At 43.0% G+C, this 18,690-nt stretch carries 13 protein-coding genes, 1 riboswitch and 1 other annotated feature; all 13 genes read right to left on the reverse strand.

The window, feature by feature from the left end; translation table 11 throughout:
* Positions 1-94 precede the first annotated feature (94 nt).
* Complete coding sequence (locus IGI76_RS09495; RefSeq protein WP_333719247.1) at positions 95-1,366, reverse strand: O-acetylhomoserine aminocarboxypropyltransferase/cysteine synthase family protein; 1,272 nt, start codon at positions 1,364-1,366, stop codon at positions 95-97.
* 50 nt (positions 1,367-1,416) lie between these two features.
* Positions 1,417-1,670: a binding site (T-box leader), on the reverse strand.
* 110 nt (positions 1,671-1,780) lie between these two features.
* Positions 1,781-3,187 (reverse strand): dihydrolipoyl dehydrogenase, encoded by a 1,407-nt coding sequence (gene lpdA, locus IGI76_RS09500; protein WP_005230052.1) that lies wholly within the window; start codon positions 3,185-3,187, stop codon positions 1,781-1,783.
* A gap of 7 nt (positions 3,188-3,194) precedes the next feature.
* Positions 3,195-4,841, reverse strand: coding sequence for a dihydrolipoyllysine-residue acetyltransferase (locus IGI76_RS09505; RefSeq protein WP_333719249.1), 1,647 nt, complete (start codon positions 4,839-4,841; stop codon positions 3,195-3,197).
* A gap of 25 nt (positions 4,842-4,866) precedes the next feature.
* Positions 4,867-5,844, reverse strand: coding sequence for an alpha-ketoacid dehydrogenase subunit beta (locus IGI76_RS09510; protein ID WP_005230047.1), 978 nt, complete (start codon positions 5,842-5,844; stop codon positions 4,867-4,869).
* Positions 5,845-5,846: 2 nt separating this feature from the next.
* A complete protein-coding gene (gene pdhA, locus IGI76_RS09515; protein ID WP_005231936.1) occupies positions 5,847-6,956 on the reverse strand; it encodes a pyruvate dehydrogenase (acetyl-transferring) E1 component subunit alpha in 1,110 nt (369 codons plus the stop codon).
* A 434-nt stretch (positions 6,957-7,390) separates the two neighbouring features.
* The gene (gene mgtA, locus IGI76_RS09520; RefSeq protein WP_010749598.1) at positions 7,391-9,982 is read right to left on the reverse strand and encodes a magnesium-translocating P-type ATPase; all 2,592 of its coding nucleotides are present in this window, start codon (positions 9,980-9,982) and stop codon (positions 7,391-7,393) included.
* Positions 9,983-10,169: 187 nt separating this feature from the next.
* Positions 10,170-10,341, reverse strand: a riboswitch (M-box (ykoK) riboswitch).
* Between the two features lie 390 nt (positions 10,342-10,731).
* Positions 10,732-11,832, reverse strand: coding sequence for a non-hydrolyzing UDP-N-acetylglucosamine 2-epimerase (gene wecB / locus IGI76_RS09525; RefSeq protein WP_010749597.1), 1,101 nt, complete (start codon positions 11,830-11,832; stop codon positions 10,732-10,734).
* Positions 11,833-11,953: 121 nt separating this feature from the next.
* On the reverse strand, positions 11,954-12,931 hold the full coding sequence (guaC, locus tag IGI76_RS09530; protein WP_005230038.1) for a GMP reductase: 978 nt from the start codon (positions 12,929-12,931) through the stop codon (positions 11,954-11,956).
* Positions 12,932-13,141: 210 nt separating this feature from the next.
* Complete coding sequence (locus IGI76_RS09535) at positions 13,142-14,056, reverse strand: aldo/keto reductase (RefSeq protein ID WP_213336599.1); 915 nt, start codon at positions 14,054-14,056, stop codon at positions 13,142-13,144.
* Positions 14,057-14,225: 169 nt separating this feature from the next.
* On the reverse strand, positions 14,226-15,512 hold the full coding sequence (purD, locus tag IGI76_RS09540; protein ID WP_311902434.1) for a phosphoribosylamine--glycine ligase: 1,287 nt from the start codon (positions 15,510-15,512) through the stop codon (positions 14,226-14,228).
* 16 nt (positions 15,513-15,528) lie between these two features.
* Complete coding sequence (purH, locus tag IGI76_RS09545; protein WP_333719292.1) at positions 15,529-17,064, reverse strand: bifunctional phosphoribosylaminoimidazolecarboxamide formyltransferase/IMP cyclohydrolase; 1,536 nt, start codon at positions 17,062-17,064, stop codon at positions 15,529-15,531.
* On the reverse strand, positions 17,057-17,641 hold the full coding sequence (gene purN, locus IGI76_RS09550) for a phosphoribosylglycinamide formyltransferase (RefSeq protein ID WP_016611029.1): 585 nt from the start codon (positions 17,639-17,641) through the stop codon (positions 17,057-17,059). Before purN ends, purH begins: the two co-directional genes overlap by 8 nt.
* Positions 17,638-18,684, reverse strand: coding sequence for a phosphoribosylformylglycinamidine cyclo-ligase (gene purM, locus IGI76_RS09555; protein ID WP_010749591.1), 1,047 nt, complete (start codon positions 18,682-18,684; stop codon positions 17,638-17,640). Before purM ends, purN begins: the two co-directional genes overlap by 4 nt.
* Between the last annotated feature and the right edge of the window lie 6 nt (positions 18,685-18,690).

The following is an 18,690-nucleotide window of genomic DNA, read 5'->3' on the forward strand; positions in this document are numbered from 1 at the left end:
TCTAACAACAGAAACCGCAGTTTTATTTGAAACACTAACCGACAACAAAAAAGCGCAGCATAGTATCCTGCGCTTTTCCTACTGCTTCAACTATTTAGAGCTGTTGGAAGGCTTGCGTGAGATCTTCCAATAGATCGTTGATGTTTTCCAATCCAATGGATAGGCGAATCGTCTCTGGACGAATTTTGGCTGCTGCAAGTTCTTCTACGCTAAGCTGGGAATGGGTCGTCGAAGCTGGATGGATGATCAAGGACTTTGCATCCCCGACATTTGCCAGCAAAGAGAAGAGCTTGGTTGCGCCACAAAAGGTTTTGCTTGCTTCTGCTCCACCCTTTAATCCAAAGGAAAAGACGGAACTGGTCCCTTTGGGGAAATACTCCTGCGCCCGTTCAAAATAGGGGCTGTCCAGCAGTGTTGGGAAATGAACCCAAGAGACTTCCGAGTGCTTGGCTAAAAATTCAGCAACTTGTTGCGCATTTTCTACATGACGTTCCATCCGCAACGAAAGCGTCTCGATGCCTAGCAGCAACACCCATGAATTGAAGGGAGAAATCGCAGCGCCTGTATCTCGTAAAAGAATCGTTCGTGCCCGAGTGATATAGGAAGCGTTACCAGCGGCTTCTACCCATGAGATTCCATGGTAGCTATGATCGGGATCGACCAGCTTGGGAAATTTGCCATTTGTCCAATCAAAGTTGCCGCTGTCGATAATGGCCCCTCCCAAAGCAGCACCGTGACCACCGAGGTATTTTGTCGTGGAATAAACGACGATGTCCGCCCCATGCTCAAATCCTCGAAACAGATAGGGAGTCGCAAAGGTATTGTCAATGATGAGGGGAATCCCTGCTTCATGAGCGATCGCTGCAATCTTTTTAAAGTCGGCTATATCAATATCTGGATTGCCTAAAGACTCTAGAAAAACTGCTTTAGTATTTTCTTGGATGGCTGCTTTTAGTGCTGCCAGATCTTCACTATCAACAAAGCTTGTAGTGATGCCAAAATCTGGCAACGTATGAGCGAATAAATTATAGGTCCCCCCATAAATTGAAGCAGCAGAAACGATATGATCTCCTGCTTGTGCAAGATTTAAAATCGCATAGGTGATCGCTGCTGAGCCAGAAGCCGTTGCTAACGCACCGACACCGCCTTCTAAGAGGGCTAATCGTTCTTCTAGAACAGCCGTTGTCGGATTGGTAATACGGGTATAGATATTGCCATTCTCACTAAGACTAAATCTCGCTGCCGCTTGATCTGCGTCCTCAAACACATACGATGTGGTTTGATAAATGGGTACGGCGCGACTCCCTGTGGTAGGATCTGGTGTTTGTCCTCCGTGTAATTGAATCGTCTCAAATCTTTCTGTCATACTATTCCTCCTTAATAATACAAATAAAAAAGCCCTCTGATATCGAGATATCAAAGGACGTGTTTACGTGTTACCACCTTTATTCAAGCAGACTTTCCAGCATGCTTCTCAGCAAGTACGCGACAAATTAACGTCGTTATACTCTGACGCGATAGCGGGCGCACCCGGATCTTCTTATCTTTCGTACAAGTTCAGAAGATCACCTCTGAGGCCATTTTCGATTGATTCTACAAGTTCTTCTTGCACCCTACGAAGACTCTCTAGGCTTGCCAAATCAATGTACTTTCCTCATCAACGGTTGAAATATTAAGAGCATCGTATCATTTACAGAAGATTCTGTCAATAGCTTATGATCGCTTTATTTTTGGTGATAAAAAAACTCGTTCACCAAATGATGAACGAGTTTCAAAAAGCTTAAATGTGGATTGGTAAACCTAGAGCTAACTCAGCAGCATCCATTGTGATCTCACCTAGAGATGGATGTGGATGGATGGTTAACGCGATATCTTCTGCGTTCATGCCAGATTCAATAGCAAGAGCAAGTTCTGAAACCATATCGCTTGCTCCTAAACCAGCAATTTGCGCACCGATGATCACATTGTCTTCAACCGTTGTTACTAAGCGAATGAATCCTTCGGTTTTTCCTAGAGATAACGCACGACCGTTACCTGAGAATGGGAATTTGAATGCTTTTGCTTCAATTCCAGCATCCTTGGCATCTTTGATCGTCATACCGACAGAAGCCAATTCTGGGTCAGTAAAGGCAACTGCAGGCATCGCTTTGTAATCAACAGCAACTTTTTTGCCAGAGATTGCTTCAGCAGCGATTTTTGCTTCGTAGCTGGCTTTATGTGCTAATGCAGCACCAGGAACGATATCACCAATTGCGTAGATGTTTGATACGTTGGTACGGCCTTGTTTGTCAACCGTGATCAATCCGCGTTCGCCTACTTCAACACCTGCTTGTTCCAAGCCCATGTCATCAGTATTTGGACGACGGCCAACAGTAACCATCACGTAATCAGCAGTAACTGATTCTTCTTTACCATCTACGGCATATTTCACAGTTACGCTATCGCCATTGTCAATTGCTTCTTTCGCCATTGCGTTGGTAACGACTGTTACACCTTTTTTCGCAAAGTCTTCTTCAACCAATTTGACCATGTCTTTTTCATAGGTTGGCAAGATTTGAGGAGAACCTTCAAGGATTGTTACTTCTGCACCTAGGTTTGCATACGCTGCACCTAGTTCAGAACCGATGACACCGCCACCGATAACAACGAATTTTTTAGGAACTTCTTTTAATGCCAATCCGCCAGTTGAATCAAGGACACGTCCGCCGAATTTGAAACCAGGGATTTCAATTGGACGAGAACCTGTTGCGATGATTGCATTGTTGAAAGAGTAAGTTTGTGCTGAATCTGGGTGGATGACACGCAATGTGTGATCATCAACGAAGAAAGCTTCTCCTTCAATTGTTTCAACTTTATGTTTTTTCAATAGGAAACCAACACCAGAAGTTAACGTTTTAACGACTTTGTTGTCTTTCCATTCTTGTGTTTTGGTAAAATCAAGGGAAACATTTTCACTTGTTACACCAAACATTGTTGAATCCAAAGATTCTTGGTAATGATGACCTGCAGCGATCAAAGCTTTTGAAGGGATACAACCAACGTTTAAACAAACGCCGCCGATGTATTCTCTTTCAATGATTGCTACTTTTTGTCCCATTTCAGCAGCGCGGATGGCAGCTACATAGCCGCCAGGTCCCGCACCGATTACAACTGTATCTAATTCAACAGCAAAATCTCCAACTACCATTTGTTAATCATCCTTCCATCATTAATAGCTCTGGATCAGCTAATAGACGTTTGATATTATTCATTGCTTGTTGCGCTGTTGCGCCATCAACGATACGGTGGTCGAAGCTTAATGAAAGTTTCATCACACGTCCGACAACGATTTCGCCTTCAGCGTTTACGATTGGTTGTTGCGCGATCGTACCTACACCCAAAATAGCTACTTCAGGGTAGTTGATTACTGGTGTGAACCAGCCGCCACCAACTGAACCGATGTTACTGATCGTGATGGTACCGTTACGCATATCATCTGCAGCTAATTTGCCGTCATGAGCAAATTTTGCTTTTTCGTTGATTTCATCAGCGATAGCAAACATGCCTTTACGATCTGCATCTTTTACGTTTGGTACATACAAACCATGGTCAGTATCTGTTGCGATACCGATGTTGTAATAGTTTTTGTATACGATCTCTTGTTTTGCATCATCGATCGACGCATTCAAGATAGGGAATTTTTTCACTGTTGCAGTCAATGCTTTCACAACATATGGTAAGAAAGTAAGTTTTGTGCCGTTTGCAGCAGCAACTTCTTTGAATTTCTTACGGTTATCCCATAGGTTTGTTACTTCAACTTCATCATGCAAGGTTACATGAGGTGCTGTTTGTTTGCTGTTTACCATCGCTTTAGCGATTGCTTTACGTGTAGGTGTTAAGGCCACACGTTCTTCCAAATCACCTAAGTTTGATTTGAAGGCTTTTGCTGGAGCTGCTGGTTTGCTTTCAGTTGCTGCAGCTTTTGTTTCTTCTTTCGCAGGAGCTTGAGTTTCAGCTTTTGCAGCTTGTCCGCCACCTGATAGGAAGTTTTCGATGTCTTCTTTTGTTACACGGCCGCCTTTACCTGTTGCTGATACTTGAGAAATATCAACATCTTTTTCACGAGCAAATTGACGTACAGAAGGCATAGCCAAGACGCGTTTGTTAGGATCTGCTGCTTCAACAACACTTGCTGAACCAGAAGTTTCCACTTTTTCTTTTGGTGCTGCTGCAGATGTGCTTGATGAAGCAGGCGCACTGTTGTGACCAGGTGCGTCGATTTCAACTAAAACATCCCCAACATTTGCGACTGTTCCTTCAGCAACAACGATGTTTTTCACTGTTCCTGTTACTGGAGATGGAATTTCTTCCACTGATTTGTCGTTTTGAACTTCAAGCAACGTATCATCTTCATTGATGGTATCTCCTGCTTTAACGAACCATTTTACGATTTCACCTTCTGCAATACCTTCACCGATATCTGGTAATTTGAATTGGAAAACGCCTGCGCCTTCAGAAGAACCAGCTGATGCTTCAGCCGTTTCCGTTGTAGGTTCTGCCGCTGGTTTTGCTGGTGTTTGAGACTCTGCTGCTACACCTTCATCGCCTTCGTTGTCTTCATGTCCTGGTGCATCGATCTCAACAAGGACATCCCCAACGTTTGCGACTGTACCTTCAGGGACAACGATGTTTTTCACTGTTCCTGTTACTGGAGATGGAATTTCTTCCACTGATTTATCATTTTGAACTTCTAGTAAGGTATCATCTTCATTGATGGTATCCCCTGCTTTGACGAACCATTTTACGATTTCGCCTTCTGCAATTCCTTCACCGATATCCGGTAATTTAAATTGAAATGCCATTTTCTATTCTTCCCTTCTTCAACTATTAAAAGTTCACGATTTCTTTCACTTTGTCTTCGATGTCTTTTGCATTTGGCAACCAAATGTTTTCAGCTTGACCGAATGGGAAGATCGTATCTGGTGCAGACACGCGTCCGATTGGAGCTTCTAGTGATAGAACCGCACGTTCAGAAATTTCAGAAACGACTTGAGCGCCAACACCTGCTTGTTTTTGTGCTTCTTGAACGACAACCACACGACCAGTTTTTTCAACTGATTTGATGATCGTTTCAACATCAAGAGGAGCAACTGTACGCAAGTCGATGATTTCAGCGTTGATGTTTTCTTTCGCTAAGTTATCAGCAGCTTTGATTGCTTCACGAACCATCGCACCATAAGTGATGATGGAAACATCAGAACCTTCACGAGTTACTGCTGCTTTGTCTAAAGGAACTTCGTATGCTTCTTCTGGCACTTCTTCACGGAATGAACGGTAAAGTTTCATGTGCTCTAAGAAAACAACTGGGTCATTGCTGCGGATAGAAGCAATCAATAATCCTTTTGCATCATATGGGTTTGATGGAATAACGACACGGATACCAGGTGATTGAGCGATCAATCCTTCCAAGTTATCTGAGTGCAATTCTGGTGTGTGCACACCGCCACCAAATGGTGAACGAATAGTGATTGGTAAATTACGTGTACCACCCATACGGTAACGAGTACGCGCCATTTGACCAACGATTTCGTCAAAGGTTTCAAATACGAAACCAAAGAATTGGATTTCTGGAACTGGACGGAAACCTTCTAATGCTAAACCGAAAGCCAAGCCGCCGATACCAGATTCAGCAAGAGGGGTATCGAAGACACGATCTTCGCCGAATTTTTCTTGTAAACCTTCTGTTGCACGGAAAACCCCGCCGTTTTTACCGACATCTTCACCAAAGACTAAAATCTCTTTGTCATTTTCCATTTCAACAGCTAAGGCATCTGTAATTGCTTGAATCATTGTTTTTTGTGCCATGACTATTTCGACTCCTTCGCTTCGTAAGTTGCAATTTGTTCTTTAATGTTTTGTGGTTGAACTTCAAACATGTTTTTCAAGAAATCTGAAACTTTTTGTTTTGGCACGCGGTCAGCTTCAGCGATCGCTGCTTTGATTTCTTCTTTTGTTTGTTCAATGACTTGTTCTTCTTTTTCTTCAGACCAAAGTCCTTTTTCAGTTAGGTAAGTACGGAAACGTACCAATGGATCTTTTTGTTGCCATTCGCTGTCCATGTCTTTTGAACGGTAACGGGTTGGATCATCACCAGACAATGTATGTGGACCGTAACGGTAAGTCAAGGTTTCAATCAATACAGGACCGTTGCCGTTTGCTGCCCATTCACGAGCTGCTTTAGAAACATAGTACACTGCCAATGGATCCATACCGTCAACTTGGATACCAGGGATCCCAGCTGCTGCTGCTTTTTGTGCCAATGTTGGTGCCGCACTTTGTACTTCACGAGGTGTAGAGATCGCAAAACCATTGTTTTGGATGTAGAATACAGCGTTTGCATGGTATGCCCCTGCAAAGTTGATTGCTTCATAGAAGTCCCCTTGTGAAGAACCGCCATCACCTGTATAAGTGAATACAACATTTTTCTTATTGCGTTTTTTCAATCCTAAAGCAACGCCGGCTGCTTGGACGTATTGTGCACCGATGATGATTTGTGGTGGCAATGCTTTTAAATCTTCTGGGTAAAGGTTCCCAGCAACGTGACCACGTGACCATAAGAAAGCTTCTTTCAATGGCAGACCGTGTTGGATCAATTGTGGTACATCACGGTAACCAGGTAATAGAACGTCTTCTTTTTCAAAAGCAAATTGACTTGCTAATTGGCTTGCTTCTTGTCCAGCAGTTGGCGCGAAGAAACCTAGACGACCTTGACGGTTTAACGCAGTTGAGCGTTGGTCTAATACACGAGACCATACCATACGAGTCATCAATTCAACTAATTCGTCGTCACTTAAATCTGGTACTAACTCTTGATTTACAATTTTCCCGTCTTTGTCCAAAGCTTGGTAAGTTGGAAAATCCGCATTGACTTGCTCCAAAATCGCTTGGAAATCAAGTGCTTTTTGTTTTTTTGCCATCTTGACACACTTTCCTCTCTGATATAAAAATTCACTTTCGTATGTAACAGGGTTTAAATCTGTACTATCGAAATTTCATTTACTCTTATAAATTATCATTTAACTTCGAAAATGACAAGTGAAAAGGGTATTTTTTTTAATAAAACAATTCCCACTGTAGCAACTCTTAAGAAAACATTAGTGAAATTAATCACATTAAAGCAATCGCTTTCTTCAATTTTTTCTTTTCAGATTCTTTTTTTTATTTAAGAATAGTACAGCAATCATCATTTGGCTAAACAGATTTACCATTAACCTCCTTTTATTACTTGTGAAGGATTCGACTTGAATCAAAAAGAATTTTCTTAAGATGAGAAAAAAATAATACAGAGATCGGATAAAAAGAAACAGATCGGCAATTCTCCCCTCCATAGGAAGAACGCCGACCTGTTTTTTTAAATCCATTCTTTCGTTACATGAATGTAAATGCGTTTGGCAAATTCAACTGTTACTAAATAAGCGAAATTGATACCAATAAACCATGGCCAGTAGCTTGATGGCAGCGCCGCAAAATCGAAGACTGTGTGCAATGGCGTCAAGATAACTAAGAAGCCAACTGCAATTGCTAGGACGCTGGAGATCAGGACTGCCGGTGAAGCAATACTATTGATAAATGGTAATTTTCTTGTTCGGATCATGTGAACGACTAAGGTTTGTGTCGTTAAGCCGATCATAAACCATCCTGCTTGGAACAAGGCTTGCTCTTGGATCGTATTTGCACTAAAGACATGCCACATCACAAAGAAGGTCAAAATATCAAAGATGCTGCTGACCGGTCCAATGCCGACGGTAAACTTCAATAGTCCGCCTACTTGCCATTTGACTGGTTTTTCTAACTCTGCTTTGTCTACGTTGTCCCATGGAATCGTCAATTGTGCCATATCGTACACCAAGTTTTGAACCAACAATTGAATGGACAACATTGGTAAGAAAGGTAAAAAGGCACTAGCAACTAAGATCGAGAAGACATTCCCGAAGTTCGAACTCAACGTCATTTTGATGTACTTCATCATATTGGTAAATACTTTGCGCCCTTCGATGACCCCTTTATCAAGGACATTTAAACTTTTTTCTAATAAAATGATCGAGCTGGCATCTTTGGTGATATCCGCTGCTGTATCAACCGAGATGCCAACATCTGCCGTGCGTAAAGCAGGCGCATCGTTGATGCCATCTCCCATAAAGCCGACTGTATGGCCTGCTGCTTGAATGGTTTCAATGATTCGTGATTTTTGCATTGGGTTTAATTTTGCAAACAGATTGGTTTTTGCAGCTTTCGCTGCTAACTCTTCATCTGACAGATGATCAATATCGGTTCCCAATAAGTATTCATCTGCATCGATACCAACATCTCGGCAAACTTTTTGCGCAACTATCGCATTATCTCCAGTCAACACTTTGACATTAATGCCATGACCGTGTAAAGAAGCAATCGCTGTTTTGGCTGTTTCTTTTGCTGGATCTAAGAAGCCCATAAAGCCAATCATGATCATGTCTTGTTCGTCTGCTACAGAATAAACGGCATCTGCGTGAGCATCGCGTTTTACGGCAACTGTCAACACGCGCATTCCTTGTTTATTCAAGCGCAGGTTCACTTGACGTAATTGCTCTCTCAATTGAGGAGTCAATTCCATCACTTTGCCATCAACTTCTACGTATTTGCAGACTTGTTCCATTTCTTCAGCTGCACCTTTTGTGACCATCAGTTGATGACCATCCGCATTGACAACAACCGTCAAGCGACGACGTGAAAAGTCAAAAGGAATCTCATCGATTTTTGTCACATCGTTAAATGGCGCTGCCAAACCTTCTTCTTCATAGTAGTTTAGCACTGCGATATCCATCAGGTTTTTCCACCCTGTTTGATAGTAAGAATTTAAATAGGTCATATCAAGAACTTGTTTATCTTCTACGCCAAACGGGTTTAAATGTTGTACCAGCACGACACGATCTTCGGTGATCGTACCCGTTTTATCGGTACATAGGACATCCATTGCACCTAAGTTTTGAATCGAAGGCAATTCTTTGACGATCACTTTTTCTTTTGACAAAGAGATCGCCCCTTTGGCTAAGTTACTGGTAACGATCATTGGTAGCATTTCTGGCGTCAAACCAACTGCTACTGCAATCGCGAAGAACAACGCTTCGCCCCAATCACCCTTGGTTAATCCATTGATCAATAAAACGATTGGGAAAAGAACCATGACCATTCGCAACAATAGTTTGCTGACTTTCGTTAAGCCATCTTCAAAGGTTGTTTTGCCGCGTTTCGTGGTCGCATTTTTAGCAATATCGCCAAAGAATGTACTTTGACCGGTTTTCAAAATAATGGCTTTTCCTTGACCACTTAAGACATCGGTACCCATGAAAACAAGATCTTGCATATCTAGTGCAGAAATTTGTTCATCGCTTTCTTTGATCCCAGCATCGACAAATTTTTCAACGGGCATTGATTCGCCTGTTAATGAAGATTGATTGATAAATAAATCTTTGGTCCAAATCAAGATCGCATCCGCAGGGATCATGTCGCCAGTTGCTAAGGTGACGATGTCTCCAGGAACGACTTCATCCATTGGAATTTCTCTCGTGATTCCATCTCTGGTTACGGAACAAGTATTTTCAATAAGTTCTTTTAACGCTAAGCTTGCTTTTTGGGAACGGTATTCTTGGACGAAAGTAATCATGACACTGGCTAAAATCATGATTCCCATCACGATCACTGCTTCAATATCGCCTGTTACAAAAGAAATAATCATTAATAGGGCTAAAACTAACACAAAGGGATCTTTAAAAGCGCCTAAGATCATCAACCAAGCGGGTGTTGGTTTTTGTGCGTCGACTTTGTTTGGACCATACTCTGCTAAACGCTCTGCAGCATCTTCTTCCGATAACCCTTGAAAGGAGGTCCGCATCTCCATCAATAATTCTCTTTCGGTCAATTTTGCAAGTAATTTTAGTTCTTGATCTTTCGATAGTTTTTTTAACATCTTTTTTTCCTCCTAGCACTTAGGAGTTGCTTACGCCACCCCTAGCGATTCGATAACTACTCCGCTGTTTCATCTGGGGACTGGGGTATTCCATGTGAATCTTCCTTTCTTTTTATTAGGTAAGTCACTGTGGAACGCGCGCAAAAGACACAAAAAAACGCACGCTCCCAATAAGCATGCGTAAAAAACTCATGATCATTGTAGAGCTTTAGCACTATAGGGCGTAGATAGCAAATTTGCTATCAGCTGCTTTGGGTTTAACCTTCACGATTAGACCTGTCCTACCAACTAAGCATCTCTCGATGCTTTTGCGGCAGCAGCTTGTGTCCATATAGGAGCCTCACCTAACAATTATTTGTATAAAATGTCAGTTCGTCGGAAGTCTTTCTTCCAACTACCCACATAATAACTGCTATCCTAACCAATGTCAACAGCATCTAAGGAAAAAAGTACCCTTTTTTCAAAGTTTTCCATAGGTTTTCAAATGAAAGGTCTTACAATAAAATAACAACGTTAAAGAACTGATGTGATTTTATACTTGATAAACCTTTATATACGAGCAGATGAACAGAAATCCTTTCAAAGCGAAACTCACACTTAATCAAGCTTCTTCGTTTGTCACAATCAACGAAAAAATGGAAACGGCGTTCACGCAGGTTTCATGTATATAAAAAGACAGCCATTTAACAAACAGCTGCCTCTTTCTCTATGTTCACCTATACTGGGAGAATTATTATTCACTCTAGCTCTCACGAAAAATGATCGGCTAAAATTTGCAGGATTCGCTGGCTTGCTTTCCCATCGCCGTATGGATTCTCTGCATGTGCCATGGCATTGTAAGCTTCTGGATCTTCTAGCAGTCGCTTTGTTTCCTGATAAACCGCAGCTTCAGACGTACCGATCAGTTTTAGCGTACCTGCAGCAATGCCTTCTGGACGCTCTGTTGTATCTCGCAAGACCAAAACAGGAACGCCTAATGACGGCGCTTCTTCTTGGACACCACCGGAATCCGTCAAAATCAAGGTACTTTGATTCGCAACGTTATGAAAATCAATGACATCTAAAGGCTCAATCAACGTAACATTTGCTAGTTCCCCAAGAATCTCCTGAGCAATCCCTCGGACTTGGGGATTCTTGTGCATAGGGAAAACCACTTTGATCGTTGGCTTCTCCTTTGCGATCTGCGCTAAAGCACGAAAGACCTGCTGCATCGGAGCACCTAAGTTTTCTCGACGATGCATTGTTAATAGAATCATGGTTTGATCTGCTGCGGAAAGTTCTGGATGCTGGTATTCCTCCGAGATCGTATAACGCATCGCATCAATGGCGGTATTACCTGTTACATAAATCGCAGCCTCATTGCGGTTTTCAGCCAGCAGATTTTTTTTGCTTTGGGAAGTTGGCGCAAAATAAAAATCAGCTAAGACATCGATTAACTGACGATTGGCTTCTTCTGGATAAGGAGATTTTTTGTTCCATGTGCGCAAACCGGCTTCCACATGACCCACAGGAATTTGCTGATAAAAGGCGGCCGTCGCGGCTGCATAAGCGGTGGTCGTATCCCCATGAACCAGCACGATATCAGGAGTTTCTTTTTGCAGGATCGGTTCTAGATCCAGCAAAACTTTGGTGGTGATCCCTGTCAAGGTTTGCCCTAAAGTCATAATATCCAGATCATAGTCTGGTGTAATCTCAAAAACCGTTAATACTTGATCCAACATTTCTCGATGCTGCGCCGTCACCACAACGATCGATTCAAAACGCGGGTCGTTTTCCAATTCCTTTACTAGTGGCGCCATTTTGATGGCTTCCGGTCTGGTACCGAACACTGACATCACTTTGATTGTCATTTGGTCACCCGCTCCTCTACTCTTCATTGCTTCTATTATAACGAAGAAAACAGAAAAACAAAATGGTTCTTCTTACAAAAAAAGAAACGACCAATAGAAGGTCGCTTCTTTAGTATCCTGTTTAGATCGTATCTCCATTGAAAATCGAATTTTTCACGATTACGTAATCCACTTTACGAATCGATTCTAAATCTTTTCCACCTGCATAAGAGATCGATGACTGCAAGTCTTGCTGCATTTCAACTAACGTGTCTTTCAAAGAACCTTTGTATTGAATCCAAATTTTCTTTCCTTCCACGTTTTTCTTTTCACCTTTTTGAAATTCTGATGCAGAACCAAAGTATTCTTTCATCACAACGCCGTTTTCTACCTTGGTTTCCCCTGGTGATTCTTCATGACCTGCAAACAATGAACCGATCATGACCATTGTTGCACCGAAACGGACAGATTTAGCGATATCGCCGTGTGTCCGAATGCCTCCATCTGCAATGATTGGTTTGCGAGCAGCTTTGGCACACCAGCGTAGTGCTGCTAACTGCCAGCCGCCAGTTCCGAAACCAGTTTTGATTTTTGTGATACACACTTTCCCAGGTCCAATGCCGACTTTCGTTGCATCTGCACCAGCGTTTTCCAATTCACGAACTGCTTCTGGTGTTCCAACATTTCCAGCGATCACAAACGTTGCTGGCAAATGCTTCTTGATGTGTTGGATCATATTGATCACGGCGTTTGAGTGGCCATGAGCAATATCGATCGTAATAAAATCAGGAACAAGCTCTTTGTCAGCTAGTTCTTCCACAAAGGCATATTCATTTTCTTTGACACCTACGCTGATAGAAGCAATCAAGCCACGGCTTTTCATTTTTTTGATAAATGGAATCCGCGCTTCTTCATCAAAGCGGTGCATAATATAAAAATAGCCATTTTCAGCTAAAAATTCTGCGATCGAATCATCAATAATCGTTTGCATATTTGCAGGAACGACAGGCATCTTAAAAGAGTGTCCGCCTAATGTCACCGTGGTATCACATTCTGAACGACTGTTCACGATACACTTGTTAGGAATCAGTTGTATATCTTCGTAATCAAAAACTTTCATGTCAAACATAAAAATATCCTCCAAATCTTACTAAGAGTGAAGCAAGCATCAAATGGCCTCAGCCTATTTTTAACGCCCACAACAATTTAAACCACCTAGAAGTGAAATACAAGCTTTTTAGAAATACTTTTTGAAAAAAAAGGATGAATGTTCGTCTTTTACGAACATTCATCCTTATAAGTACTGAAAAAAACGGGATTTACTAATAAATTACGGCAAGATGTTCCCTGCTGCTTTATACACCTCATACCATTCATGGCGAGTCAATACGATCGAAGATGCTTGCGCGATTTCTTCGATCCGATGCGGGGTCATCGTTCCAGCAATCACTTGCATGTTTGCAGGATGACGTAAGATCCACGCAGAAGCAATACCTGTCGGTGTCGTTTGATACTTGTCCGCTAGTTCAGTCAATTTTTCGTTCAACTCTGGGAATTTCTCATTACCGATAAAGACACCTTCGAAGAAACCATACTGATACGGAGACCAAGCTTGGATCGTCATCTCATGTAAGCGAGAATATTCAAGAATTTCTCCATCATGATCGACACTACCAGCATCCGTCATGTTGACATGAATTCCTTGATCGATCATTCCCGTATGCATGATCCCGAATTGCAGCTGATTCGCTACTAAAGGTTGAGAAACATATTTTTTCAACAATTCGATTTGACCAGGTTTTTGATTGCTGACACCGAAGTATTTCACTTTGCCGTCTTTTTCTAATTGATCAAAGGCAGCTGCCACTTCTTCTGGTTCAAACAAAGTATCAGGGCGATGCAATAGTAGCGCATCCAAATGATCGGTTTTCAAACGCTGTAAACTACCTTCCACGGAAGAAATGATATGCTCTTTCGAAAAATCAAACATTTCACCTGGAACGATGCCACATTTTGATTGAATGAACAACTCTTCTCTTTTGGCATCCGTTTTTGCTAACGCTTCCGCAAAAATCGTTTCACACTCCCCGCGCCCATAGATATCGGCATGGTCAAAAAAGGTAACGTCATTTTCAATCGCTGTCGTCAATACTTTCACTGGGTCTTTGGCATTGTTGATTCGCATCAAACCTAAAATCACGCTAGATACTTCTAAATCAGTGGGACCGAATTTAATTTTTTTCACGTAAAGTTCCTCCTTATTTAAACTACATTTTTATTTTAGCACAACAAGATGAAAACGCTACACCAACGTCAAAAAAACCTCCTATAAAATGAAAACCACCAGCACAACCGATTGGTTCTACTGGCAGTCATCCTTTACTTTCAATTTGCATTACGCATTGAAACGTTCTTTACTTCATCGCCTTTGATGAGTTGCTATAGTGTAAGGCTTTGTCACCAATGTCATTTCGATAAAACAAACCCGACAAAGGCAATTTATTGATTGCTTCATAGACGTTCTTTTGTGCAGTAGCTAAATCCTCAGCTGAAGCTTCCACAAGAAAAACACGACCACCAGCTGCCGTCAAATCGCCTTGATCAGCAGTCTCCTCCACTCCTGCATAAAAGAATTGTGTTCCTTCTCCTTGAGGAGATGGAACAGGTATTCCTTGCTGATACTTGCCAGGATATCCTTGCGATGCAATCACGACACCGATCGAAGCCGCTTGATTCCAGCGTATCGCGGGCTCTCGATCCTGCAAGAGATCATCAATGATCTGTGCCAGGCTACTATCTAAACGACTTAACACGACTTGCGTTTCTGGATCACCAAAACGAGCATTAAATTCAATGACTTTCGGTCCATCATTAGTAGCAATCAGACCTGCATAAAGAATACCAGTAAATGGTGTCTTATTACGAATCATCCCTTTTGCTGCAGGAAGTAAAACTTCTTTGACCGCTTGATCGACCATTTCTTGCGGAATCTGCGGTACTGGTGTGTACGCCCCCATACCTCCTGTATTCGGCCCTAAATCGCCATCAAACGCACGTTTATGGTCTTGGGCAATGACCATTGGATAGACGGCTTCGTCCTTAACAAACGCCAAGAGCGAAAACTCTTCGCCAGCCAAAAACTCTTCGATCACCACTTTTGCACCACTTTCACCAAAAGCATTTTGCTCCAGCATCGCTTCAACAGCTGCATTCGCCTCATCAACGGTTTCAGCAACAACTACGCCTTTGCCTGCCGCTAAGCCATCCGCTTTGATAACGATTGGTGCACCTTTAAGTTGGATATATGCTTTTGCTTGCGCACTATCTGTAAAGCTTTGATAGTCAGCTGTTGGAATGTGATTGGCACGCATCAATTCTTTGGCAAACTCTTTTGATCCTTCGATCATCGCTGCTTGTCGATTGGGACCAAAAATTTCCAAGCCCGCCGCCTGAAAATCATCTACGATGCCATTTAGTAATGGAACTTCTGGACCAACGAAGGTCCAATCAACCTCCTGCTCTTGAGCAAAAGCAATCAAACCTTCATGATCGGACTCTTCAATTGCGACTGTCACGATCCCGTCTTTTCGCATTCCAGGATTGCCCTTTGCACAAAAGACTGTTTCAACGTGAGGGTCTTGCAGAAACTTTTTTGCGACGGCATGTTCTCTGCCACCACTACCAATAACAAGTATTTTCATCGTCTTCTCCTATTTCTTAGTGTTTAAAATGACGAACACCAGTAAAGACCATCGCCACACCGTACTTATCTGCCATGTCGATCGATTCTTGATCTTTGATACTACCACCAGGTTGAATAATCGCTTTGATTCCTTGTTGTGCTGCATATTCGACACTGTCATCCATCGGGAAAAAGGCATCGCTTGCCAGCACTGAACCAGCCAATTTATTGTTTTCACGGGCTTGTTCCACAGCGATTTTCACTGAACCAACGCGGTTCATCTGACCAGCACCGATCCCGACGGTTTGCTGTTGATTGGCTAAAACGATCGCATTGGACTTCACGTGTTTCACCGCTTTCCAAGCAAATGCCAAGGCTGCGATTTCTTCTGGTGTCGGCTGTCTTTTGGTCACCACGGTCCAATCTGCTGGTGACTCCATTTGATCGTCTGGTTCTTGCACCAATAAGCCCCCAAGGACAGAGACAACTTCTGGCTGTTTGGCTGCTTTTTCGAAATCAACCACCAGCAAGCGCAGATTTTTTTTCTTCGTTAGGATTTCAAGTGCTTCTTCTTCAAATGCAGGTGCAATAATGATCTCAAGAAAAATCCGCTGCAGCTGCTGCGCAGTTGCCACATCAACTGGACGATTTAAGACGATAATCCCGCCAAAAATCGACACTGGGTCTGCTTCGTAAGCTTCTTGGAAAGCTTCAGCAATCGTTTCTCCACTTCCGATTCCACATGGATTCATGTGCTTTAGGGCTACCGCAGTTGGCTCTGTAAATTCTTCTGCGATCCGTAAGGCAGCGTCAGCATCTTTAATGTTGTTGTAAGACAATTCTTTGCCGTGGATTTGTTTTGCGCTGGCAATCGAATAGGGCACGGCTAATGCATCTTGATAGAAGGAAGCTTTCTGATGACTATTTTCACCATAACGCAATGTTTGTTTCAAAACATAGGTTTTCGTCAAGTTCTCCGTTTCTGTTTCAGCCACCGCTTTGGTCAAGTATTCACCAATCAAGGCATCGTAAGCTGCGGTATGGCGGAAGACTTTGGCAGCTAATTTCTTTCTTGATGCCAACGTCGTATTGCCTTCCTTCAGCTCAGTTAAGACCCATTCGTAATCCTTGGGATCAACGACAACAGTTACTGAGGCATGGTTTTTCGCCGCAGAACGCAGCATGCTTGGTCCGCCGATGTCGATATTTTCGATTGCGTCGGCTTCTGTGACATCAGGCTTGCTGATCGTTTCTTTAAATGGATAAAGATTGACGACAACGAGGTCGATCGGTAAAATACCGTGCTCAGCCATTGCCTCCATATGAGAAGGCAGATCACGTCGCCCTAACAGACCACCATGCACCCGCGGATGTAACGTTTTTACCCTACCGTCCATCATTTCAGGAAATTCTGTGATCGCTTCGATGCCGATCGGTTGAAGCCCTGCTTCCTCCAATACGGTTTTGGTCCCGCCAGTTGAAATGATCTCAAATCCTAAATTGGTCAATTCTTGGACAAATGGTACCAGTCCTTCTTTGTCAGACACACTGATTAATGCACGTTTATTCACGATTTGATAGCCCCTTTTCCACAATTTCAGCTAAAACAGCTGGATAGATTTGGTGTTCCACTTGATGAATTTTCTCTGTCACACTTGTTAACGTATCGTCGGTGTCAATCCGAACGATTTCTTGGGCAATGATTGGCCCTGTATCAATGCCAGCATCGACATAATGAACCGTAACCCCCGTCACTTTCACGCCATAAGCGAAGGCATCGGCAATCCCAGATTTGCCTGGGAAGCTCGGCAACAACGAGGGATGGATATTGATGACTCTGCCTTCATAAGCGGATAATAGGGTGTTCCCGATGATCCGCATATACCCAGCTAAAACAATAAAATCGATGGCATGATCCTGCAATTCTTCGATCAATTTCCTTTCAAAGGCTGCTTTTGACGCAAAAGCCGCTGGCTCCAAGACAAGCGTTTCATAGTCTCTTGCGCGGGCTTTTTCTATCACTGGCGCTGCAGGTTTATCGGAAAAGACCAATCCGATCTGCGCCCCTTTGATTTCATTAGCCTGGATCGCATCGGCGATCGCTGTAAAATTGCTGCCCGTTCCAGAAGCAAAGACGGCGATCCTCATCGGACTGCCTCTTTAAAGCAGACAGCTTCGTTGTCACGTTTCGTCACTTTACCGATCCGATACGCTGGTTCTTCATTGGCGGATAGAAGCGCCATTACTGCCGCAACATTTTCTGGCGCAACGGCTAAGACCATACCGATCCCCATGTTGAAAATCTCGAACATTTCTTGGTGAGGAATCGCGCCATGAGCAGCGATCAGATCAAATATCGGCAACTGCGGCCAAGTGTCTAAGGAGATTTCTGCCGCCAGACCTTCAGGCAGCATCCGCGGGATATTTTCAACAAATCCGCCACCAGTGATATGAGAAATTCCAGCTAGCAATCCTTCTGTCAATAAAGGCTTCAATGCATCCACGTAAATTCTCGTTGGCGTCAATAAACTTTCTGCAAGTGTTTGGTTGTCAAGTTCTGCAAATGTTTCTGCTCCTGTATAGCCATGCTGTTCAAAAAAGACTTTTCTGACTAAAGAGTACCCATTCGAGTGAATGCCTGATGAAGGCAAACCAATCAGCTCATCGCCTTCTTTGATGGTTTCTCCAGTGATCAAGCGACTTTTTTCGACGATTCCTACGGCAAAGCCAGCAAGATCATATTCTTCTGGTTGGTACATTCCCGGCATTTCAGCGGTTTCCCCACCAATCAGGGCAGCACCCGCTTGCACACAGCCCTCTGCGACACCAGCAATGATTTGTTCGATCTTTGCAGGATCGTTTTTACCGACTGCAACATAGTCAAGGAAGTAGATAGGTTCTGCCCCTTGAGCGACGATATCATTCACGCACATTGCGACGCAATCAATGCCGATCGTTGTATGCTGTTCTTGCTGGATCGCCAATAAAAGCTTAGTTCCTACACCATCTGTCCCAGAAACGAGTACTGGTTCTTTCAATTGGTATGATGATAAATCAAAACAGCCACCAAAGCCCCCGATTGCCCCCATCACGCCTAGACGTTCTGTTCGTTTCACATGCTTTTTGATCCGTTCGACTACTTCATAACCGGCTTCGACATCGACACCGGCTTTTGCATATGCATTTGCCACGTTCGT

The sequence above is a fragment of the Enterococcus sp. DIV2449a genome (assembly GCF_051711225.1).
GTDB lineage: Bacteria > Bacillota > Bacilli > Lactobacillales > Enterococcaceae > Enterococcus_D > Enterococcus_D casseliflavus.